Origin of the sequence: Pseudoalteromonas sp. OF5H-5 (assembly GCF_021530695.1) — a bacterium.
In the GTDB taxonomy this organism is placed as follows: Bacteria; Pseudomonadota; Gammaproteobacteria; order Enterobacterales; family Alteromonadaceae; genus Pseudoalteromonas.
In genome coordinates this window covers 275,609-299,966 of record NZ_JAKGBF010000006.1, presented here as the reverse complement: position 1 = coordinate 299,966, position 24,358 = coordinate 275,609, and the positions used below count along the sequence as shown (strand labels likewise).

Sequence of the window (24,358 nt, the reverse complement as noted above, 5' to 3'; positions counted from 1 at the left end):
CTGAAAGTCAGTTAAGCCCGAATATATGTCAGAGCAGCACCTTATTTAGGGTGACTCAAAGTGACTGTTTATCAATACATACAAATAGTAAATGAGAGATAAATAAAAGAAGCAACAAGGCTGTTAACACAACCTTGTTGGATGAGTATTACTTGACAGCAGCTGAGCGTCCATATATGTCAGCGATTTGGTTAGCGATTTGCAGTTGCGGATTAGATCCATGCTTTCAGTATGTTTTTAACTGAAATTTTTCTATGATCATCGTAAATTCTTAAGGGAGTTGGGTCATGAATACAACGGTTAAAGATTGGTACATCGTTTCTGTTTTTGATGATGAGGAATTGATCGGCAAAATCCTTTGGGGCACTTGCGAAGAAGATGAGACTTACAGATTTTCACCGGGCAGCTATATCAGTACTTCAAAGGTTGAAAAGATTTTTCCTAACGAAAGATTAATCATTACAGCGAGTGGCAGTTTCTATCATGTGATCGGCAGTGGTGATGTTGCACAAGTACAGCTAAAAGACTTCGAACTCCTTCGCCACGGTTTCAGTCCTGAGCAGATCACCCAATTGAATTTGGCACCAAACGGATTTTTTCATTGAGCCACAAGAGCTAGAAAAAACAAAGCCCCGCTCCATGAGGGCGAGGCTTTGGATTCAAATCAAGAGATGTTTAGAAATTAATTGGGGCCTGTCCCCTATTTACTGCCTTGAATTAAGAAAAATATGAGTTCTCAAACTACTATTTTTTCAGCATAGTAGCTTTTTTATAACTATGACTATCAAAATCAAACTTAGAAAAATACAGTCTTAAATTTTCAAGCTCAACTGAATTATCGCAGACATTAGATTTTTTGTATTTGGGAGCAATGATAGAACCATCTTCAGCATAAGGGTTTAGCATATTCCCACATATTAGTAGGTCATCATTAGAGTCCACTAATGTACCAACATTAGATAATATGTACCTGCCGTTTTCTTTAACCAAAAATAAGTACAATAGCCCTTCGGTTACATAACTCGGAAAACCTCCGGCTCTTTCAAAGTCATAAAATGTGACTTCTTTAGCTTTAAAGCTGCCAAAAATAACTTCGTCAATTTCATACTTCAATTTCAATGCCGAACCAAAATCGACTGTAATTGCATTTGGCTTTATTAAGCCCGTATAGTCAATATCGGTAGTTTCAATTGACATCGGTGATGCAATAATAACTAATCGTTCAGAAGCCGAAGCTATAGTTATACATGTCATTAACCACGCAACTATAATTAACTTTGTATAGAAGATCATTTGTTATGCTTCCTTAATTGTTTCTTGAACGACTTTTTAAGTCGCTTAACTTCTTTTCTTCCTAATCGGCCTTTCACCATTCTTAATTGGAGTGTTCCATTTTCGATTTCGGTAACACCAATTCGATCACCTTGAACAACATAGTTTGGCAATTCTTGCGACAATGTGAACGTAGCATCTCCAACGCTATTTAACCCGTCTTGAGATTTTGTCTCAGGATGACCATGAATAACAGCCTGCGCATCCTTTAATGAGTCCTTTGTAAATTCAGCGCCAAACTCTTTTGGAGTTACACCATCTTGCGACAAACTTCCATCTTGATTAATTACCGATGCTTTTTCAACAGTACCAGTTAAAACTCTGTGACTTTCAGCATTATCAACTGCAATCTGATCACTTTCAGGTGTACCTTTTGCATCCCCACCACCCTTCACGGGGCCAATTTCAACACAATCTCGGCTACTGCTTTCTGCCGGACACATCCCAGTAGGATCTGTATATTTATACGGATTATTGGCAGCATAAGCATATCTATTAAAGCTATGAACATCGCGGAAACCTATAGGGTCATTAGAATAAAAACGACCTATGACTGGATCATAGTATCGTGCCTGCATATAGCTCAATCCAGTTTTTGTATCAAATCTTTTGCCGGTAAACCACTGATCATTCTGAGGATCTGTTGTATTTTTAACCTTCTCCCCAAACGGCGTATATTCTTCAGACGAAAAAGCTCTCCTAGCATCAGACGTACCAATTACTGATCCTAAGATATCAAAGTGCATATATCTGGCTACACTATTCTTTTCACTGGCTACCAATTTAGTGCCAAGGTACACTTTTTTTACAGGAAGGCCATCACCTTCAAGTAACCAAAGCAAGCTCTCGTTGTCGCCATTTATTTCGATACTTGTAACACCATTAGTTGTAACCTTTACTCTACGTCCCAAAGCATCATATTCATAACTACTAGAATCATTACCATATGATGATGAAAGCATCTGCCCTGCGTCATTAAAGTCGAAACTATGTTTACCATTAGTAGTAACATTGCCGTATACATCGTAACTAAAGTTGTAATAGGTACCTGAAATACTGGAAAGTTGGTTGTTAGTATCGTAGTTATAAATATTGGTAATACCATTAACAGTTTTGCTAGTGATATTGCCAGTTTTGCCATACCCAAACTTGCGTGAGCCCCCAAGCTGAGGAATAGGCAAATTAGTGGTGGGTGTCAGCGATTTGGTTAGCGATTTGCAGTTGCGGATTAGATCCATGCTTTCAGTATGTTTTTAACTGAAATTTTTCTATGATCATCTTAAATTCTTATGAGGGTTAGGTCATGAGTACAACGGTTAAAGATTGGTACATCGTTTCTGTTTTTGACGATGAGGAATTGATCGGCAAAATCCTTTGGGGCACTTGCGAAGAAGATGAGACCTACCGATTTTCACCGGGCAGCTATATCAGTACTTCAAAGGTTGAAAAGATTTTTCCAAACAAAAGATTAATCATTACAGCGAGTGGCAGTTGCTATAAATTGATTGGCGAAGGCCAAAAATCTCAAGTGCAATTAAAAGACTTCGAACTACTTCGGCACGGCTTCAGCCCTGAGCAGATTACCCAATTGAATTTGGCACCAAACGGTGTATTTCATTAAAATCAAGCAGGATATTATCATGACAACCCGAACAATTGATTTTCACAATGCAGAATGCTCCGCTTGTCACAAAAGACATGTCGATATCAGAACTGAGATAGTTGCTCCTTCGCCAGAACGTCCCAATGCTATTAGAAAGAAAATTATCTTTCGATGCGAAGATCACCTTGACTGTGATGTTGATGAAATTGAAAAGCTCGCGCTGGTCAAAAAGCGATTTCAATATCTAGATGACCTTGTTGATGGTGACGGTTTTTTGAATCATATTGCTCCAGACTGAGTAAATTTTTTCCAGCTACCCCAATTTGGCACCAAACGGATTTTTTCATTGAGCCTCTCAGCTTGCATTGAAAACAAACTAAAAGCCACCACAGCCAGAAAAAAACAAAGCCCCGCGAGTGCGAGGCTTTGGATTCAAATCTGAACTATGGCTCTAACTTAATATAACTATTAGTCAATTTAATTCTTTGTAAACAATAGGCTATTCCACATACTCCCAATAATACAAAGACAAAAAATCGTTTCCAGTTTATCCAACTAGCTCTTATTTCAGAATACGATATTAGTTTTTGGTCTTTTAGCCTGATTTCCCAAACGTCAGTTTTTTCGACTTCACTCGAAGCTAGCTTTTGGGTAACAAACATAGACAGCTCCTGCCCTTTATTTGGTTTTAATCTACTATCAAATTCAGCTAGATTCCCGGCCTTTGGAGACATAACAAACAAGGTTGAATAACCTTCAATACTAATCAAAAGGGATTTGTTTACGTTCGTTTCGACAAGCTTTCCTTTCACTGCGTGCAAATCAATATCGGAAGGAAGCTGGAAGTATTGTATTGCGGGTAGAATCATCATTGAGCATGATATTAAGAAACCTGTTCGAAGGGCCAATAGGCTGAAAAATTTCTTGTTATTTTCCTTCGCTGATGAAACAACCTCACTCTGATTGGAAAATATTGCCTCAACCAATGCTGATTTTTCATCAAGTAAATGGAAAATCCAAAGCCAACGCTTTTGACATACAATGACTTCAAATACAGCTCCCTGATGAACGTACAAGTTACAATCAGAAATATCGTAACTTGAATGTATCTGCCCTAACCACTTTATATCTAGTTTTTTATCATCTAATAGCGCTTTGCACTGAACTAGAAATAGGTAGCTAAGTATTCCGAAAACAACAAAGGCCAAAGCTAAATACATCCAATTTAACACTAGATATAAATATAAAGAGAGTGATACTGCAATTAGCAGTACACCTCTAGCAACTTTATTACACTTAAAAGTTTTCACGACTTACCCTTAATTGTTTTTCTTGTTTTTCTTGTTTTGGTGGGGGCGGTGGAGGAGTATCATTAGCTAAAGCTTGCCCTGCCTGAAGAACCGTTTCTGTTAAAATCGTAGTAGCAACAGCTTCAGCTGTTTTAGCTGGAGCACCACCAACAGCACCACTTATAACACCATTAACCGTGGCTTGCCCTGTTTTTTCGGCTGTTACTTCTTGACCAGTTACCACATCTGCCACAACTTGGCTTGTTGCAGAACTAACCCCACCAACAGCTCCTCCAGTTGTTACTCCAACGGCTGTTTTAGCTACTTTAGATGTAACTTTTGAAGTAATTGCTTTTACAGCAGCTCCACCTCTACCACCTGTTAATGCTCCAATTCCCACACCAGCCGCTACAGCAATTGCTTTATCTGTCCAGTGAGCATTAGAGCCAGATACAGCTTGAGCAGCTTGAATTCCACCAATAATCCCTCCAATCACCTGCATTATTGGGAACTCACCATCAGGGTCAGTATATTTATATGGATTATTGTTGGCGTAAGCGTACCGATTAAAGCCATGAACAGGGTTCCCACGAGCCATATGCCCCATTGAGTCAACAGGATCATTCGAATAAAACCGCCCGATAACTGGATCATAGTATCGTGCCTGCATATAGCTCAATCCAGTTTTTGTATCAAATCTTTTGCCGGTAAACCACTGATCATTCTGAGGATCTGTTGTATTTTTAACCTTCTCCCCAAACGGCGTATATTCTTCAGACGAAAAAGCTCTCCTAGCATCAGACGTACCAATTACTGATCCTAAGATATCAAAGTGCATATATCTGGCTACACTATTCTTTTCACTGGCTACCAATTTAGTGCCAAGGTACACTTTTTTTACAGGAAGGCCATCACCTTCAAGTAACCAAAGCAAGCTCTCGTTGTCGCCATTTATTTCGATACTTGTAACACCATTAGTTGTAACCTTTACTCTACGTCCCAAAGCATCATATTCATAACTACTAGAATCATTACCATATGATGATGAAAGCATCTGCCCTGCGTCATTAAAGTCGAAACTATGTTTACCATTAGTAGTAACATTGCCGTATACATCGTAACTAAAGTTGTAATAGGTACCTGAAATACTGGAAAGTTGGTTGTTAGTATCGTAGTTATAAATATTGGTAATACCATTAACAGTTTTGCTAGTGATATTGCCAGTTTTATCATACCCGAACTTGCGTGAGCCTCCCCAAGCTGAGGAATAGGCACTCAGTATCCGCTCTGCATTATCATATAGGATGTTACTGATACTGTGGGAACTATTAATTCCATCTGTTATAGATGTAATATTGCTCTGTGCGTCATAGGAGTATGATTTCTTTATCAAGAAGTTTGAACCATTTTTGCCCCATATACTTGCCACTCGCATTTTACTGCTGTCTGTATTGAGCACATATTTCAGACCATTTCCATAGCTGAAGCTCTTTAGAGCTCCTGTAGGTTCATACAAAACATCCGTTACGTAATTTGAAGCCTTTGTTGGTTCTTTAAATGCGTTTGGTGCGTAATAAACGACTGAATTGTCTGGGTACGTTATGTTGCTTAAGCCACCATTTCCAGAGTATGCATAAGTAAAATCATAGTCGGTGCCATCCACTAACGTTGAGCGCGCGATGACTCGCCCAAGTTTGTCATAGCGATACGAGACATCTCCAACCCCATTTACAGCTCTGAGTAATTCACCCGTTGGTTTATAGGAATAGCTAATATCTTTTGTCGAGCCAGGGTAATTAGCTAATGTTCTACGATTAAGTGCATCATAGGTATAATACGTTGTGCCGCTGCCGTCTGTCCGTGAACTGGTGATATTACCTAAAGCATCTCTTCCGTAGTAATGACCGAATGCTGGATATACTTCTGAAGTGATGTAATCTTTATAAGTCGGATGGTAACCATATAAAATGCTATACCCTCCTTGTGTTACTGAAAGCAACTTACCAACACTATTTTTACTAAATGAAGTGATAATTGTCCCACTGGATGAAGGGGTATTAATCTGATAGACATATCCATCGTCAGCACTACCGTAACCTGCATAATGGTTAGTTGTGCTTGCCCCTCGACCGTCTGTAATTTTTGTTATATTGTTGCTTAAGTATTTATATATGCTGCTGGAGATTGGAGAGGTTAATGTCGTAAGCCGACCAATAGCATCGTATTCAAGTGATACACGACGTGGCTCAGTGCTCTGCAAGGACATAATAGATTCAAACTTTAGTTTGTTATCACTATTAAATGCTCTATTTTGATATCGTGTTATATTCAGGTGAGTATCTTGGTAAGATGTCAAATAGCTACGATTAAGTCCATCCAACTTATCTACTTGTTTGTAGTTGCCTTGTATTTTAGTAACACTATTCGTTCCATAGGTATAACTGATGTCATCGCCAGTAGGCAAATTAATAAAGGTTACGCGATTATTAGTGTCATAAGTATAACGAAAAGAGTCACCGTTTTGATTGGTAAAGCTAGAGAGCTTACCAAAGTAATTCACTGTGGCTTTCATAGAACCGATTGGGTAGGTTATAGCTCTAGGAATGCCTCTATAGTAATTGCTATAAGTTGTTGTATATCCTCTAGCATCTTTGACCGACGTCAATAACGCACCGGTATATCCAAAGGTTTTACTCACACCATTTTTGGTTTCACTTATTAGCTGGCCATTAGCATTATGAGTGCGGGTTATCGACAAATCATTACCAATGGTTCTATTCGCCAAAATATCCAATAACCACTTTGAACTATTGCTATAGTAACTTAGGGTTTGAGTTCTGCTGCCAACATTTCCTGTTTCAGTTACCGTTTTTGGAGAGCCGTACTTTGTAAAGTTACTATAGTTAGTTGTATACGTATCAGTTCCACCTACTCGATACTCACTATATACGGATTTGGTTTTCTGTGTTTTATGGGTATACCCCTCTAATAAATAAGTCATTCCATTTATCGATTTGCCTATTACACCACCTTTGGTCCAAGTATTTTCAGTTTTAGAAACTAAACCGCCATCATACACTTCTTCACTTAAAATCAGTCCTTCCCGCCATCCGAAACGTCGCGAATATGTTATTTTGGTTGCTACCCCTTCAGGGTTTGTAATTTTAATATATTTACTGTCAGAAACGTTTTCACCAACTCTTCCACCGCCGTTTTCTGAATAGTTGTAAGTCCAAATCATTGAAGGAAGACCTGGGCCCGATATCGATTTTCTAACAAGAGACATATGACTGCTATCTATATCTAAAAAATATCGTCCGGTACTCATATTCCTTTCTTTAGGAACATTTGAGCGGGCATGCAGAGTTTCTCTTACATTAAAGGTACCAATAGTACCGTTAGGATGTTGTATTGTTCCCGTTCCAGTTTCTATTACTTGATCATATTTCGAGGGAGGGCGTTCCGGTATGAGAGCTGCAAGAGCAAATTTCCAATATCGAGAGTCTGGTAAAGTGACTTTAGTTAAATCTCCATCGGTGTATGAGTATAACCAACTTCGTCCGTTTGAGGTGATTTTTGAAACCATTCCATCAGCGTTATACGTTAAGAGAATGCTTGCTCCATTGGTTTCATTACTTTGGATTTTGGTTAACTTTGCATCACTGTAGGTATAAGATATCGAGTTACCGTGCACGTCTTGCTCTTTGGAGAGAAGTAACGTCACCATTGAGCGTCCAGCAGGTTTAGTTGCACTAATTCCCTGATATATGTTGTCAAATCGAGAGTAAGCAATTTGGCCAAAAGTATAAGTAGTACCATCCGGAGATTTAGCGCTATAAATACCGTTTGAACAACTGATTACCCAGTTTTCTTTATTCAAGAAGTATGCATTAGCTGGTAAGGAGTAAGTTACATTTTTTCCATAAAGCTGCATGGACGTGGACAAACCAGCCAACAATGGTCCATTCTGGTTGTCTTCAGGTTCGATACCTGGGCGCAGTGTTTTGGTGGCATTCCACCCAATGGTTGTGCAACGGTCAACCCCACTATGGAAATTAGCTCTAATGGGACCATAAAGTCTTGGTAAATCTAATGACCAATCTCCAAATATCTTATAGGAAGAACTTGATTGGACTCCTTTAATTCGCTTAATCTTAAGTTTTAAGTCACTATTGGTCGGAATAATTAAGTCGGTTTGAGCGAAACCCACTTCTCCAGTGTAAGCATCATGTTGCTCGCCCAGCAAATCATGGGAAAGTACACCATAATTATCTGCTGCTACACTATATCGCTCTTCAGAGGTAAAAGCGCTCTCTGCTACCTCCTCTTCAGAGGTAAAAGTGCTCTCTGTTACCTCCTTTTCTTGAGGTATCGCTGCAGCGAATGGTATGAACCAAGCAGCAGTTAGAAGCGTTATTACCTTTAAGTTTTCTAGGATATAGCAACCCGTTAAAGTTGTTCTTTTTACTGATTCCAATTTCATTATATACATTCCTTTTGTTATATAACTGGAAGTACAATACATAGATGTAAAGTTTTAGTAAAGCAATTAAGTGTACATTTGGTTGAATATTAATCTTCACGGTTGGTTGAAGGCTCTTAATGTGAAACTAGTCCATTTTTTAGAAATGACTTTCAGAGACAAAGATCAAGATTGTATTTAAGATACACTCATTAGCGTTAGTGATACGGTGGCTCACTTGATTGGTTGGGAGAAACTCGTTCTTAAATGGCACCGCCTAAGTTCTCAAAATCAACACGTGATTGCCTAGAAACTGGCTATAAATGGAAGCAATTGGGCTCACTTGCCGAAAGCTTCCACGAAGAGTGTCGAGACTGGAAACTCGATGACTTACACATTGAACTTAAGCCTACGATTAACGAGTACTTTTACTTATGTCAAGCTTAAGTAAGCATGATTTCTACGATATTGCGTAGTATGAACAACGGGTTTTGGGGCGCATGACTCAGCTTAAAACGTCATCACCTATGAAAAGTAGGCGTACAAAAGTTCGACGCTTCAATCGGGAATTCATATAACAATTTAACAGTGATTCGCATACGTAGCATTTTTACTAAACGTTGGTTTTTGTGATAAAGGTGGTGTGTAGATAGCACAGATAGCAGACACCTACCATAATATAAATGCAAATTATGGTGGGTGTCTGTGTTAGCCCTCCGAAGGTGGACTTTATCGGAAGCAGGGGACGAAAAACAGCTCGAAAACGTCAATTACCAAGGTGTTGATGTCGTGGTGATGAGCAAAGCTTTGCTTTAGCTGTATACTGTTCCAAACCAAACTTAGAGCAACTACAGGACTTTCCTTTCAATGGCAGACCAAGCTATTTCACTTTCTAAATATAATCAAGATTGGCCACGAATGTTCCAAGTGGAAAAGCTAAGGTTAGCGCCTTTGCTTTGCCCTTGGATTGAAGGTGGTATTGAGCATGTGGGTAGTACAGCGGTGGTTGGTATGGTTGCTAAGCCTGTGATAGATATTATGGTGGGTGTTAAGTCACTAGTGGCGTCAAAAGAAGCCATCCAAGTGCTCACTCAACACGGTTATTGTTATTACCCCTATAAAGCTGACGTAATGCACTGGTTTTGCAAACCAACGCCTGAGTTTAGAACCCATCACTTACACCTTGTTCCTTTCAACAGCCTACTTTGGCAAGAGCGTATTTCTTTTAGGGAAAAATTAAGAGTATCATCAGTTTTAAGAGCTGAGTATTGCGCGTTGAAGCAGGCGTTAGTACAAGAATACAAAGATGACCGTGAGCAATATACTCAACAAAAATGGCCGTTCATTAAACGGGTGTTGGGTTGTTAATTTAATGTTGATATTTTGGTTCTAAGCCCAATATAACGTAAAGCAGTAGTCAAGTACTAAATAATGAGGCTTGGCTCTGCTGTGATTTTTACGTTAGAGGAGTTGAAGAAAAGGAATGAAAGGAAAAAAGATATTAATTGTTGGTGGGAGTACAGGTATTGGCCTCGCATTGGCAAAACGCGTAAGTGAAGATGGTGGTGAGGTATTAATAGCCTCGAGATCTGCATTTGACAAACAAGCTAGCATTAGAAGTCAGCCATATCTTGAAAGTTGTACTTGTTATTCGGTTGATATTACGGTTGAAAGTGAGATTAAAAACCTACTTGAGAAAATAGGAAAAATTGATCATCTTATTTTTACTGTTAAGTCTCCACTCATTGTTTCTCCATTTTTAGAACTCGACCTCAAAGAGGTTCGTCATGCTTTCGATACTAAGTTTTGGGGGCAGTATAGCTTTGCTAAATTGGCTCACCAATATATTAACGATGGCGGGAGTATTGTGTTTTCGTCGGGAACATTAGGTAAACGGCCTTACAATGGGTACTCAACATTAAGTACGATAAGCGGTGCAGTTGAGTCACTTGGGAAGGCTTTGGCAATTGAGCTTGCTCCTATTCGGGTCAATACCGTTTCACCAGGATTTAAAACATTGAAAGAGTTGGAGGAAAAAATTCCTCTAGGTCTTGGAAGTGATTCTCAAATTTCCAACGCATATTTGTTTTTGATGAATGACAGTTATATAACGGGCGCATCGATAGTGAGTGATGGTGGGGCTATGCTCGTTTAGGAGTGACCTACAATGCCAAGAAAAACCCAAGAGCCTTGGCTCTTGGGTTTTACGTTAAAGCAGCAATTAATTCGCTTTTGTCGCTTTATATTTGATAGTTACATTGTAATAAGGGAATAGGCCACGTAGGCGGAAATTCCATTTACCTTCTGCAGGCTCGTCAAATACACAGCTTTCTTCACTCCCCCAAAGGTATGGACGACAGTCGTACTTGAAGAAGTTTGGCATTTTCTTATGGCGCACATATAGGTCTGCTTCGCCTTGACCTGTGATTGACACTTCTAGTTTATCAAAGCCTGCTGGTAGCTCAATTGAGCGATGTTGCCACCAGAACCAACCAGCAAGGCCTGTAAACTCGCCTTCAATAATCGTCGGCTCTTTAGCAAGGTTAAGGTCGATAACCACAGGATCATGATCCGATGCGCGATAAGCGTGTGTCGCGTAAAGACTTGCTTTGTGAGTATCTGACTTGTACTCAGTGTTGTAATCTAGCGCAACGGGTTCGTCAGCATTGATATGCCAATCCGTTACTGACTTTACTTTCTCCATCATCGTGTTTGAAGCAAAGGCGTGATCTAGGCTACCGATACGCCCTTGATACACGTATGAATAATCTAAGCTATTGCCATGAAGCGTTTGCTTGATGTTGGCATAACCATTCTCGACATAGGTGTTGATTGGATCTTCCTGAGCGTAAGCATTCATGTCACCCAGAATTATTACATCATCTTCTGCAACTCCTGTCGGATTTGTGCCAAGCCAAGTCGCTAGGGTATTAACCGCAGTGACTCGAGTTTGGTTCCAACAACCTTGACCGTCATTTTGGTCTTGATCTAAGCCCTCAGCTTTTGAACAACTGCCTTTAGAGCGTAAGTGAGCCATTACCACAGTGAAGATTTCTTCGCCGTTTGCCTCTTTGAAAGTTTGTACGACAGGAGGACGGTTACCGTAATCAAATGGTACGGCTTCGGTAAATGCAGGCGTGCCTACTTCAGCTACTTTGTTACTACGATAGATGATACCGGATGTAATTGCATCCCCACCCACTTGGTCAACATTTAGGTTTACAAATGCGTAAGTATTAGCAGAGTCTGCTGCATTTAAAGCGTTAACGAGGTCGGCAATCGCACTAAACTCACCAAAGCCATCGTTCTCTACTTCTAGCAGACCGATAATATCGGCATCGAGCGCCGAAATTGCAGCAACCGTTTTTGCTTTTTGGCGTTCAAACTCTTCTAGATTGTCAGCGCCTCGTGACGTTGGGAAACCTGCACCTTGACCGTCACCATTGAAGTAGTTTAATACGTTGAAGCTAGCAATACGTAAATCTCCACGCACTTCTACCTGAGGTGCTTCTGTACGTAGATTAGTATGAACAAAGTTTGGTGTTGATGTTGGGTGAATACGGTATTGGCTATAACCATATCCCATTACACCCTCAAGGCCCGTCACAGAATCGCCCAGTCGTAAGGTGTTATAGGCATCAAGTGTGGGTGATGGGTAAGGAATAACCTCAGGGTTTTGTACTGATGAACCATCATCAAGTAAAATTTCTTTGCGCTTGTTCTCTGCTTCTAGCTGGTTTGCTGCATCACCAGGAGTTGCTACTTGAGTGCTTTGATACAAACGTTCAGTACCTAGGCGTACTTCGCCGTAACGTGCAAGTCCGTATGTATCGTTAACGACCAACTCATTTGAAATCGAAACCAACATGCCCTCGTAGGCTTCAAGGCCATTCTCTGCAGGTAAAGTAACGGTAGTCGCTGAAGCCGTTGCAGAACCGCATAGCTCAATTGCGTCGACGTTAATGAGTTGAGTTTGACCATACTTCTCTTCAACTTTACCACGTAATTTAACCACATCTCCTGTGCTTACTGGAGTTGCGGTATATACGACAAAAATACCTTCGGAAGTATTATTATCAGCATCATAGTCAGTGCTTTCTTCTTGAAGGAAGAAGCCGCCAAGCTCTGCATCTGATTGTAGGCTTGCAGTGACAACAGCTTGAACTTCAACCGTTTCTCCAGCCAATGGACTTGCATCGCCTGCGCCCTGAATGGCACTGATCAAGGTATTATTTTCGCCACAAATAACTGGCTCTGGCTCAGGTACGTCACCGCCATTAATGTGGATACCTAGGTTGCTAAAATCATTCTTCGCAAGTGCAAGCCATTGTCCAGTGCCAACAAATGCAGAAGTTGCATCGGTGCGGCCAGTTGTTATTGCAGGATCTCTGACAAGCGTTTTATCTTTTGTTCTAATATCGCCATCAATCCATTCACTACCTGGGTCGACACCAACCTGACCTAGGCTATCAACAACTGCACCATTGAGCGTAAGCGTCACGGCATCATCACCATTAAACCAGCTACTTGTGTTTGTTAACTGTGCTTTTGCGATGATCTCTGCTGCTGAGTCAGCATGAGCAATAACATAAGTTGATTTAGCCGCAAGTTCACCACTTAGTTCTATATTCGTGCGAGCTTCTGTTGCGCCATTAAAGAAAAAGTTGACTGAGTAACCAGTTAGATTGACAGGTGCATCACTACCATTGTAGAGCTCAATGGCTTTGTTATAACTGCTACCTTCAACATACTCAGAGATAATCACCTCTGCTTGTGCATTTAGGCAAGCTAATGCAATAGCTGAAGCAAGGATAGATTTTTTAATCATTTTTTATTTTCCCGTGTATTAGAATTATCCGAATTTTTATTCGGACGCAGTATTTTAAGCGCTATTGATGACAATTCAATTAAACTTCACGGTTTGTTTACATTGGTTTACACTAAATTGTGTGTTGAAGGACAAAAGTCGTTGAATTTTATGCCATATTCAAACGTTGCCAGTGAGCAAGTATGTGTATATTTCGTGATGCAACGGTTGCGCTATACTCAATTAGGGTCGGAGCAAACATTTATAGCAAAGTTGTCAGCCAACTTAGTTTGAAGGTAAAAGTGGGAGAGAGTAGACATGGCGATAAAAAGTTTAAGACAGTCATGCCTCCTGCTTATTGCCCTGTCGTGCACATCATCTGCAAATGATGCCATAGTGGGGGCGCATAATGTTTGGCCTCCCTATGTCATTGATGAAGATTCTGGTTTTACTGTAGATTTAGTTCGTGCGGCATTTAAGGCAGAGAATCAAGATTTTGAAATGCTTATTACGCCTTTCAGTCGTGCCATGCGAATGGTAGAGAAAGGGCAGGTCGATATTATCCCCGCATTATGGCGTTCGGACAGTCGCGATGAACGTTTTATTTTTAGCAAAGCTTATTACAGTAACCGGCTGGTACTTATTTCACGTACAGAATCTGAGATTAACTTTGAGCACTTGGAAGATCTAAAGGGGTTGAGTGTATGCGCTATTCGGGGTTTTCGTTCTGAAATTGCGCTCGCGCAGATTTCGCAAATTCGTTTAGAAAAGCTCACAAATTTGACCTCTTGTTTATCACTCCTTAATAAGCAGCGAGTAGAAGCCGTAGTAAGCGATGAGCTTGCCTTTGCCTATTTACGGAGTCAACACACTGAATTTCATCACCTTAAAGTACATCAATCGACCATTGCACAATGGCCTCTTCATATCGGTATTAGCAAATCCCATCCAAAAGCAATGGAAGTTATTGAATTGTTCGATAAAGGCCTTTTACTACTACAGACTAATGGTATTTATAAAGCGACACTTAAAAAGTATCAATTAGATGAGTGAGTAACCGAGCATGCTCGGCTCTATCGCCACAGTGCTTTATAGTGTGGTTTTTAACCTGTTCAGGTCGTTAACGTGTTATAGCTTGCCACCGACGAATTACTACAAATGCAAGGCTGAGCCAAATCAACCATACCGGCATACTACCACTATCACTCTTGTTCGTGACGGTATCAGTAGGCGCTTTGTTGACTGTAATATTCACACTACCTTGAACACTCGCTTCACCATCTGTGATTGTGTAGGTAACGGTTTCACTGCCAACAAACCCAGCATTTGACTGATAGGTTAAGCTGTAATCAGCATTAACTGCGACACTACCGTGCTGTGCCGTTGCCTCAGTTACTTGCAGCGTATCGCCATCGCTATCACTGTCGTTTGCTAGAACATTAATGGTAATTGGCTTTCCAGAAACAACTGTTGCAACATCGGAAACCGTTATGGGAGCCGTATTGGCAACTACAGTAATTACTACACTCGCTCCTGCGGTTCCTCCATTACCATCGGTTATGGCGTAACTCAGCGTATCTACTCCGACATACCCCGTGTTTGGTGTATAGTACAGAGTATTATCTGGATTAATTTGTACATCGCCAAAGCTTGCTGAAGCATTTGCTACGGTGAGCATATCTCCATCAGCATCAGTGTCATTCGCTAAAACATCGATAGTAATATTGGTGTTCCACTTCATACTAATTGTATCGTCTAGCGCTACAGGCATCTGATTATTAGATAGCAGTACACCGACACCACCTGGATCCACAATACTACCGTTTGCTTCACCATCGTCATCATTGATACCACCATCTTCTATCTGAAGTTGCACACACCAATGTCCTTCTGTCAGGCCCTCAGACCAGCTTTCATCTCCTGGAGGAGGACAAATGCCAGGCTCACCTTCCGCACTAAAGACGAGGTTATTTGCGTCTTCCACAAAGTTCACCCAAAGACCTGAGGACGCTTTAAACTTACGATATACAGCATCTCTTGGGATAGGTAGGCGCTGTGGCATCACTAGCTGATATACTTGACCTGCTTTCGGTAGCCCGTAAGCAATAAAGTCAAACAAGCCGCCAGTGATTTGTGCATCATCATCGTCACCTAGTTGTGAATTACCCTCGTCATCTGTCATCAGTAGGCCACCGGTTTCACCACTAGCAGTAAACTCGCCCTTACGTAAACAGACTCCAGGGTTACCTTCGACTAAGAAGCCGTCCTGCGTCACTACTTCCTGAGGCATAACATTACACTCGGTGATAGCGTCTTGGAAATCAGGGATCCCGTCTCCATCATCATCGGCGTAACCCTCTTGACTATCAGGGATAAGATCGCCATCCGTATCTTCCGTATCAGATAACTGTTGCAATGACTGGGTCACTTGAATAAATACGCTCTCACTATCTTGCGCACTACTAGAGTCAGTTGCTGTATGCGTGATCTTGTATGTTCCCGCTTGCAGTTCTTGAGGGTTAAAGCTTAGTTGCAGTGTGTCCTCCGTATATTGATCGGAAGTCATACCTGTTACTTTCCATGCGTTCGTCACTGTGTCGCCAGCATTTGGATCGGCCACCGTTGCAGCGACAGATACAATTCCTTCATCTTGGCTAACGGTTAATCGGTTTTGGTTATTCTGAGTCACAACTAGTGAGACATCCGGCGCAATATTTTGCTCGCTCACTGTAATAGTGGTTTCCCGTTTTGCACCAAGGTTAATACCGTTATTTAAGCTGACCGTGATCGTCTCATCGCCCTCAAACTCACCATCTGCAACTGTTTGAATTGAAATGTTGGCTTTCGTGCCCGAGCTTATCGTCACCGAGCCGCTACTCAAGTCATGATCAACACCAGATATTGCACTACCTGTTACGGTATAATCGACAGTTACAGGATATTGCGGAGCAGGGCCATTTAGTAGCACTTGAATATCTACCTTGCTGCCTTCAGCAATGACTTTATCTTTACTCAACGACACTAGCGGATTCACTCTCAACAACTGTTGATCTGTTCCTAAGTTACCGTCTGCGTCTGTTGCTTGCCAGTAGACGTTATGCTCTCCTGGTGCAAATATGGTTTTACCTTCTGTAAGCGTAACGGGTAAAGGTTCACCGCTGCTATTAAGTGCTGTCGCAGTACCCAGGTTTACCTTGGTAAATAGCCCTGTCGCATTAATCTCTAGATCTGCTGGGGCGGTGACAACAGGAGGTTCACCATTGACTGCACCACTTATTTCTAATAGTGCATTTGCTTTAGCTCGACCACCATGACCATCACGAATGGCGTAGTTCAGAGTAACAGAGCCCGCGAAGTTACTTGGCGCAGTGTACTGCAGAGCATTGCCGACTACGCTGGCGTTGCCTAAACTTGCCTTGACACCTTCAATAACGAGGGTATCACCATCTACATCGGTATCATTCGCTAGCACATCAAGGGTGAATGTATTATTAGCTGAACCATCAAGCTGGAAGCTATCACTATTCGCAATAGGTAAATCATTTACAGGTGTGATAGTCAATGTAACGGTATAGTTATCACTTTGCAGCTCTCCATCGCTTACTGAATAGGTAAAACTATCGTCCCCATTGAAGTCAGCTTCCGGTTGATATATCCAGCCTGTATCACTGCTGGTTAATGATCCATTTGTCGGCTGACTACCTATGGTCAGCGTTAAGGTATCATCTTCGGCATCTTGTAATGTCGGCAGAATAGTCAAAGAGGTATCTTCTTTAACAGTGAGCGAGAGGTTTTCACCTGCTGGTGCCGTATTCTCTGCAACCACTTCAAGGTTAAATGCTGGTAAACTCGCATTGTCAGTACCGTCACTAACGCTGATTTGAATACCGCTAGTCGTACCAATATCTGTCTCTGACGGAGTACCAGATAGCTCACCGGTTGATGCTGAGAATAGAGCCCAGCTTGGCTTATTAGTGATCGTAAAGCTTAATGTGTCCTCATCTTCATCCGTTGCAGCAGGTACAAAACTATAGTTTTCCCCCACTGTGACTTTTACGCCAGGAGTCCCACTTATCGTCGGTAAACGATTGATGTTGACTACGCTTAGCGTGAAGTTAAGGTTTGCGCTTTCATTACCATCACTAACACTGATTGTGATGTTGTATTGCTCACCACCATCATTAAAGGTAGGAGTACCTGTTAGCGTACCCGTTGTACTACTGAATGTAGCCCAATCAGGCGCGTTGGTAATGCTAAAGGAAAGGTTATCATTATCCTCATCGGAAGCACTAGGGGTGAAGCTATAAATTACTCCCTCATTCACAGTGGTTGCTGGCGTACCCGTAATGGTAGGTGCGCGATTTACATCTGTTACAGCGATTGAGAAGGTCAGATTTTGAGAGGCGCTACCGTCACTAACTGTAATGACTATGCCACTGTAAGTACCTGCCTGATTGAAGTTAGGAGTTCCAGTTAATGCTCCAGTAGTTGAACTAAATGATGCCCAGATCGGCTTATTGGCAATAGAGAAGCTTAGGTTGTCATTATCAGGGTCACTTGCGGTTGGTGTGAAATTATAAGTACCGCCTTCAAGCACTGAAGTGGATGGAGAACCACTAATTGAGGGTGAACGGTTCACATTTACAACATTAATATTAAAGTTCAGCGTTTGTGTTGCGGTACCATCGCTGACTGTTACTACAATACCGTTGTAGTCGCCAGCATCAGTAAAGCTTGGCGTGCCGCTCAAGGCTCCTGTACTGGTACTGAAAGTGGCCCAACTTGGTTTATTGGTGATACTGAAAGTAAGCGTATCTCCATCAGGATCAGAGGCTGTTGGAGTAAAGCTATAACTGCTATTTTCATCAACACTAGTCGCAGGTGTCCCACTAATACTTGGTGTGCGGTTCACGTTGGCGACAGTAATATCAAAATTTAAGGTATCACTGGCTGTGCCATCACTCACTGTAATAACAATACCATTGTATGCACCTGCATCGGTATAACTAGGTGTTCCCGTTAAACTACCGGTTGAGGTGCTAAAGGTTGCCCAGCTTGGTTTATTGGTGATGCTAAATGTTAAGGTGTCGTTATCTTCGTCGGTTGCGGTAGGCGTAAAACTATATGCAACGTTTTCGTTGACGGTCGCCGCTGGAGTACCGCTGATAACCGGTGCTTTATTTAACTCAACAACAAAGCTAAATGTTTGATTGGTAATTGCGGTAACACCGTCTTCCAAGCCATCCTCTAGTGAAAAGACAAAACTGTCACTCGCATTTTGAGAGTCGTCGTGGGCATAAAATAAGTTGCCATTTTCAATATCAGCTTGTGTGAACGTACCATTGCTGCCGAGCGCTTCACCACTGTCTAAGCTGTCATTACTGTTGGCATCAACAAAGAGGCTTCCGTGACTTGGCAAGGTAGTTACTGTGTACGTTAAACCTGTACCACTGTCATCAACATCGCTTGCAGACAGAGCTGAACTCGTGATGTTTATTGTTGTACCACCATCTAAGGTTAAACCCGTGTTAGTTGCGACAACGGGCGCATCATTGACGTTTGTAACCGTAATGGTAAAGCATTGCTCGCTGGTTTCAGTACCGTCGGAAACAATTAAACAAATATAGTGATCGCCAACATCGTCATTGCTAGGCGTACCCGTCAACGTCGTCTCTGCCGGTGATATTTTTCGAATTCGATGGTTGCCGGTATCTGCAACATAAACGATGCCATTGCTGTCTACTGCAATACCAAAGGGTTGGCTGAAGCGTGCCACACTCGCTAAACCATCTGTACTTCCTGAGACTCCGGCACTTCCTGCAAAAGTGGTTACTACGCCTGCACTGGTTATCTTGCGAATAGTGTGGCCCGTTTGCTCGGATACATAAAGGTTATCGGCGCTGTCTAGTGCGATATCGTATGGCTTATTAAAGCTTGCTTGCGTTCCTGTGCCATTAGCCGAACCCGCCGATCCCGTTCCTGCAAAAGTGGTTACAACACTTGCCGAGGTGACTTTTCGAATAGCGTGATTGTTGCGGTCCGCTATAAATAGGTCGTTGTTGCTACTACTACCGCCATTATAGGGGAAGTTGAATTTTGCCGATGTTCCTGTTGCATCAGTAAACCCAGAAGACCCTTTACTACCCGCAAACGTGGTTACGACGCCTGCAGGGGTTATTTTACGAACGATATGAGGGTTCGTTTCTACGACAAATAGATTTCCGTTGCTGTCAATCGTGATACCTGTTGGTGCAGCAAAAGTGGCTGCTGTGCCAGTTCCGTCCGTGCTGCCAGGAGAACCACTGCCTGCAAAGGTAGTTACTACTCCTGCCGGGGTGATCTTACGGATTTTATTGTTTGAAGAATCTGCAACATAAACATTGCCAGAAGCGTCAACCGTTACGGCTTTGGGAAAGTTAAATGAAGCAGCACTACCAGTGCCTTCATCAGAGCCTGCGGTTCCAGAACCTGCTAGTGTAGTGACAACGCCCTCAGGTGTAATTTTACGGATCACATGGTTACTGTAATCGGCAACATACACATTGTTGTTACTGTCGGTTGCAACGTCATAAGGAGATTTAAATGAGGCGGCAGTCCCAGTTCCATCGGCATAACCAGAGCTTTGACCTGCAAGTGTAGACACCGTTGCTTCTGTGCTTGTATTTAAGCTTAGCCAACTTGGAAGCGGGGTGCTAGCCGAGACAGAAACGGTGACATCATCTTTGTCAGGGTCGCTGGTGGCTATTGAATATTTGTACACTGAATCCTCAGTTGATGCAGTGACCGCTGTGGAAGTAAAGGTTGGCTTATCGTTGACTGCCGTGACGTTCACGGTGCTGGTTGCTGCATCACCATCAACGGTACCATCATTCGGCGTAACCGTGAGCGTCATTGCCGCTGTGTTGTCGGTTTCCGTGGTGATATTTAGCTTAGTCGTCACATCGAGATAGCTATTAAGCGCAGCCGCTGACCCACTTAAAGTCATACTTGCAGTGCCACTTCCCGCCACTGTGACGCTGCTCACTGTGCCATTACCATCGGTGCTTGCGATGGTGCCACTGTCCAGAGCCAAGGTAACCGTTAAGTTGTCATCTTCGTTATCAGCTAAGACGACCGCTGATAGATCAACCGTTGTTGCGACATCTTCTGTCACAGTAAAGCTTGCTGGTAAGTTACTAATTGTAGGTGCGGTATTGGAAATATTGGCATCTAAATAGGCTGATTCATGCCATGCGACACAAATTAAATTCAGTGCGTTGTTACAGGGCACACTGCCTATTAAGGTATACCAACTGCCATTTTGGTTGGCAACACCTTTGACAGTATTAGAAGGTGAGGTTCCGCCCGAACAGTTATTCGCAGCGTTAAAAGTGCCTCCCGAATCGGAGAAACTCCAAAAATACTTAACGTTGCCCGAATTTTCTAGCATGTCGGACGCATTACTATTAAGGGCGCTAAGTGTGCCGTTGACAAAGTCATCCCAATTGGCGTCAGCAAGTTTAGTGCCTCCGCTATTAAAAACATTAACACTAGGTAGGCTGTAATTAGTGTCAAGGCTGGCGATGTCATCGGATGCAGAGAATGAAATTACAGCATGTGCTCTAACCGGTCCATTACTTACTGCTGTTGAAGCAGAACTATCAATAATATTGTTTAGACGGTTATGCTTGCGTAGAAATTTACTTTTGCATAGGGCATCTGCTGTGGTTCTTGCTTCTGCGGCAGTTGCTCCAAAGTAGCCATTGCCCAGCTCGCTGGTCTGATCTGCGTAATCAAATACAATGAGTTTATCAGAGGCTGGGAGCTCAGTGCCGTTACTAACGTAGTAGGCTTCGAACACTTCAGGTCTTATTGAGTTACTCGCAGGCAATAACGCAACGACGCCGTTGTAGCTGGCAAGGTCACCTCCAGAGAGCGTAACATGGTAAATTGAGCTGTTACCTGAGTCGACGGTGACTTGTGTGATTGATGCGGTTGTTTTACTACCTGTATCAATAGTTGTGTCGTTATTGGTGTCTTTTTCATCGCCTAGAATCGTAAAGTCACTGGCGGTTGGCGCAACGGTATGTGCGTTAACAAAGGTGACTTTAAAGACTAATTCATCTGCATTGGTAGTTTCGTCAGTTGGTGTGAGCCTTTCGACTTTTTGCCAATTTTCGAGTGCAAATGCGGATGAGGTTAAGGCGAAAAATATACTGCCAGCTATGCAGCTGTTAGAGACAATCTTACGAACACGGCTTAAAAGTGAGCGCTGTGTAATCATAATGACCCCTGAGTGGTTCAGTTACTAGGTTGATAACATTTATAGAACTGCTTCGGATGACATCTCTGTGGGTTTTTTATACAAAGATGTCATTTGAGTGTAGTTGATGTTTTGAAGCTTGGAATGACTCTTCTAAAAATTCGTAACCTAAAACAGAAACTTAGGGAAATCCTTGTTTTATTTATAACAATAGCTTTATGTCTGTCGAAATAAAAAATAAGAAAAAAATATTATCTAATGTTGTTTTTTGTATTTTAAAGCGCGTGTTTATGTAATTATTTAATGGTTGTTGCTTTGTTAATTGCAATTTTCATGTTGTCGTATATGGCGAGCAAGGATTCAGTTGCTAGAGGAGTTCATTCATTGCTGAAGCTGAAATACTACTCGGTGTTTATGCTATTTCTTAGTAAGGCTACTTGTTAGTAAAACTAATGCATACGTATTCAGTAGATTGTTTAGCTAGGAATTCTATATTGTTAATCTTGTGTGAATAAGAGGCGCAATAATGAAAAATATAAAACTAAACCAAATTGCAGCGGGTGTGTTGTTAACATCCAGTTGCGTTACACCTGCACATGCAGCTGAAGGCGACCCAACAACATTCGTTCATTTATTCGAGTGGTCTTGGGCAGATGTTGCGACGGAGTGTGAAACATTTTTGGGGCCAAAAGGCTACGCGGCTGTGCAAGTATCGCCACCCAATGAGCATATCACAGGTGATCAATGGTGGACTCGTTATCAGCCAGTCAGTTATGAGATAGCGAGTCGTAGTGGTAGTCGAGCCGAATTTGCCGATATGGTCGCAAGGTGTAAATCTGCCGGAGTAGACATCTATGTTGATGCCGTTATAAACCACATGGCCCATGGCAGCGGCATCGGAGTTGCGGGTAACGCTTTTGGCAACAAACAATATCCTATCTATAGTCCACAAGATTTTCATAACACCTGTGCAATAAACTCTGAAGACTACGGTAATAATGCATGGCGAGTACAGCACTGCGAACTCGTAGGGCTTCATGATTTAGACACCGATGCGAGCTACGTACAAAATACCCTCGCGGGCTTTTTGAACGATTTACAGTCTCTGGGCGTGGCAGGGTTTAGGTTAGATGCAAGCAAGCACATGCCTGCAAGTGATATTGGCGATGTGTTAGCCAAGTTAAATCAACCAGCGGTCGTTTTCCAAGAGGTGATTGATCAAGGAGGTGAGGCGGTTTCTGCTTCTGAATATCATCAAAATGGCTTAGTCACCGAGTTTAAATACAGCATTAAACTGAGTGAGACATTTAAGCAAGGCAAGTTGGCTTGGTTAAAAAGCTTTGGCGAAGCTTGGGGTATGATGCCAAGTTATAAAGCCGTGGTATTTACAGACAATCATGACAACCAACGCGGGCACGGTGGTGCAGGCTCTATCGTTACCTTTCATGATGGTAAACTGTATGATTTAGCAAATGTATTCATGCTGGCATATCCTTATGGTTATCCTAAAGTGATGTCGAGTTACGAGTTTAATGGCGACACCGATGCTGGTGGCCCTTCGGTGCCTGTTCATCAAAACGCTAACCTCAACTGTACTAGTCAACTATGGCAGTGTGAGCATCGTCGCCCAATGATTGCAGGTGCGATGCAGTTTAGAAATCATACTAATGGCAATTGGACGGTGGCAAATTGGTGGGACAATGGTAATAACCAAATTGCATTTTCCCGAGGTGATTTAGGCTTTGTCGCTATTAACCGAGAATCTTCTAGTATGGGTCAAAGCCTGCAAACGGGGCTGGCAGCGGGCACCTATTGTGATGTGCTAAGTGGAGGTATCGGCCAAGGAAACTGCGCGGGTAGAAGCATCGAAGTTGATACCAATGGTTACGCACAAATTAATTTAGCTGCTATGGATGCCTTAGCCATTCATCATCAAAGTAAACTGGCAACACCACCAGAGATTGGTGATTGGCAACGCACATTAGTCTTTATTAAAGCAGAAACGCAATCTGGTCAGGATATGTTCGTCCGAGGTGGCCTTGATCATGCCGCAGCATTGCAGCGCGGGATTGATTGTAGCGCTGACCCTACGCTTTGCTCTTTACCTGTCAAACATTTGAACATGCGAAACATGACAACTGCGTCTTGGAAAGTGGCTGATAACAGGCTGGATTGGCTAGCGGCTGAAGCAGGCCAGTCTAGTGATGCCCAAGGGAGTCCTCTGGATTGGACAACCAATGTTTGGCCTGCTAGCTGGGGCGCGGAAAAGCGTTACGATAGCGATGGTTTTGGCGTCATGTCACTCAATCAATGGGGAGCGCATTACTGGTTGCTGGAAGTAGAAATGGACTGTAGCAAAACATTCAACGGTTGGTTTGAAGTAAAAGCATTCGTGAAAAATGGTCAAGGTTGGGAAGGGGATATTAACCAACAAGACACGCCATACACGAGCAATAATCACTTTGCTCAATGCGGAAAATTGAACGTGTTTGAGTTTGGCACAAACTCAGCCTCTATCTCTTCATTATAATAAAGATGGACTAGGGCTAACCTAGTCCAGATTTACATTCCTCTGTTCTGTAAAGATTACATCCGATCAATACACTAATCTTTAATATTTATA

At 42.2% G+C, this 24,358-nt stretch carries 13 protein-coding genes and 1 pseudogene; 8 read left to right on the top strand and 6 right to left on the bottom strand.

Translation table 11 applies throughout. The annotated features are described in order from the left end of the window. Positions 1-287 precede the first annotated feature (287 nt). Positions 288-605 (top strand): hypothetical protein, encoded by a 318-nt coding sequence (locus L1271_RS11585; RefSeq protein WP_235367924.1) that lies wholly within the window; start codon positions 288-290, stop codon positions 603-605. A gap of 139 nt (positions 606-744) precedes the next feature. On the opposite strand, the gene L1271_RS11580 is transcribed toward L1271_RS11585, so the two are convergent. Continuing rightward, a complete protein-coding gene (locus L1271_RS11580; protein ID WP_235367923.1) occupies positions 745-1,293 on the bottom strand; it encodes a hypothetical protein in 549 nt (182 codons plus the stop codon). Then, positions 1,290-2,570, bottom strand: a complete 1,281-nt coding sequence (locus L1271_RS11575) for an RHS repeat domain-containing protein (protein ID WP_235367922.1) — start codon at positions 2,568-2,570, stop codon at positions 1,290-1,292. The genes L1271_RS11580 and L1271_RS11575 overlap by 4 nt, the downstream gene beginning before the upstream one ends. Positions 2,571-2,635: 65 nt before the next feature. On the opposite strand from L1271_RS11575, the gene L1271_RS11570 reads away from it, so the two are divergent. Next, positions 2,636-2,953, top strand: a complete 318-nt coding sequence (locus L1271_RS11570; protein ID WP_235367921.1) for a hypothetical protein — start codon at positions 2,636-2,638, stop codon at positions 2,951-2,953. Positions 2,954-2,972: 19 nt separating this feature from the next. Next, positions 2,973-3,233 (top strand): hypothetical protein, encoded by a 261-nt coding sequence (locus L1271_RS11565; RefSeq protein ID WP_235367920.1) that lies wholly within the window; start codon positions 2,973-2,975, stop codon positions 3,231-3,233. Between the two features lie 145 nt (positions 3,234-3,378). Here the strand turns inward: L1271_RS11565 and L1271_RS11560 are convergent, their stop codons facing one another. Further along, entirely contained in the window at positions 3,379-4,245 is an 867-nt protein-coding gene (locus tag L1271_RS11560; RefSeq protein WP_235367919.1) for a hypothetical protein, read from the bottom strand. Beyond that, positions 4,232-8,707 carry an RHS repeat domain-containing protein gene (locus tag L1271_RS11555; protein ID WP_235367918.1) on the bottom strand — a complete coding sequence of 1,492 codons (4,476 nt, stop codon included), beginning with the start codon at positions 8,705-8,707 and terminating at the stop codon, positions 4,232-4,234. The genes L1271_RS11560 and L1271_RS11555 overlap by 14 nt, the downstream gene beginning before the upstream one ends. A gap of 184 nt (positions 8,708-8,891) precedes the next feature. Between L1271_RS11555 and L1271_RS11550 the strand changes: the two are divergent. From L1271_RS11550 to L1271_RS11540, 3 genes and pseudogenes are all read left to right on the top strand, one after another. Further along, positions 8,892-9,264 (top strand): annotated as a pseudogene (locus L1271_RS11550) (ClbS/DfsB family four-helix bundle protein); the annotation flags it as partial. 289 nt (positions 9,265-9,553) lie between these two features. Beyond that, positions 9,554-10,054: a GrpB family protein gene (locus tag L1271_RS11545; RefSeq protein ID WP_235367917.1), complete on the top strand. Its 501-nt coding sequence runs from the start codon at positions 9,554-9,556 to the stop codon at positions 10,052-10,054. Between the two features lie 115 nt (positions 10,055-10,169). After that, positions 10,170-10,841: an SDR family oxidoreductase gene (locus tag L1271_RS11540; protein WP_235367916.1), complete on the top strand. Its 672-nt coding sequence runs from the start codon at positions 10,170-10,172 to the stop codon at positions 10,839-10,841. Between the two features lie 66 nt (positions 10,842-10,907). Here L1271_RS11540 and L1271_RS11535 read toward each other — a convergent pair whose 3' ends face one another. Further along, a complete protein-coding gene (locus L1271_RS11535) occupies positions 10,908-13,514 on the bottom strand; it encodes an ExeM/NucH family extracellular endonuclease (protein ID WP_235367915.1) in 2,607 nt (868 codons plus the stop codon). Between the two features lie 297 nt (positions 13,515-13,811). Here L1271_RS11535 and L1271_RS11530 point away from each other — a divergent pair, with 297 nt between their 5' ends. After that, complete coding sequence (locus L1271_RS11530) at positions 13,812-14,546, top strand: substrate-binding periplasmic protein (RefSeq protein ID WP_211865027.1); 735 nt, start codon at positions 13,812-13,814, stop codon at positions 14,544-14,546. 67 nt (positions 14,547-14,613) lie between these two features. Here the strand turns inward: L1271_RS11530 and L1271_RS11525 are convergent, their stop codons facing one another. Next, the gene (locus tag L1271_RS11525; protein WP_235367914.1) at positions 14,614-21,756 is read right to left on the bottom strand and encodes an Ig-like domain-containing protein; all 7,143 of its coding nucleotides are present in this window, start codon (positions 21,754-21,756) and stop codon (positions 14,614-14,616) included. A 505-nt stretch (positions 21,757-22,261) separates the two neighbouring features. Here L1271_RS11525 and L1271_RS11520 point away from each other — a divergent pair. Continuing rightward, on the top strand, positions 22,262-24,265 hold the full coding sequence (locus L1271_RS11520) for an alpha-amylase (RefSeq protein WP_235367913.1): 2,004 nt from the start codon (positions 22,262-22,264) through the stop codon (positions 24,263-24,265). Positions 24,266-24,358: the final 93 nt, after the last annotated feature.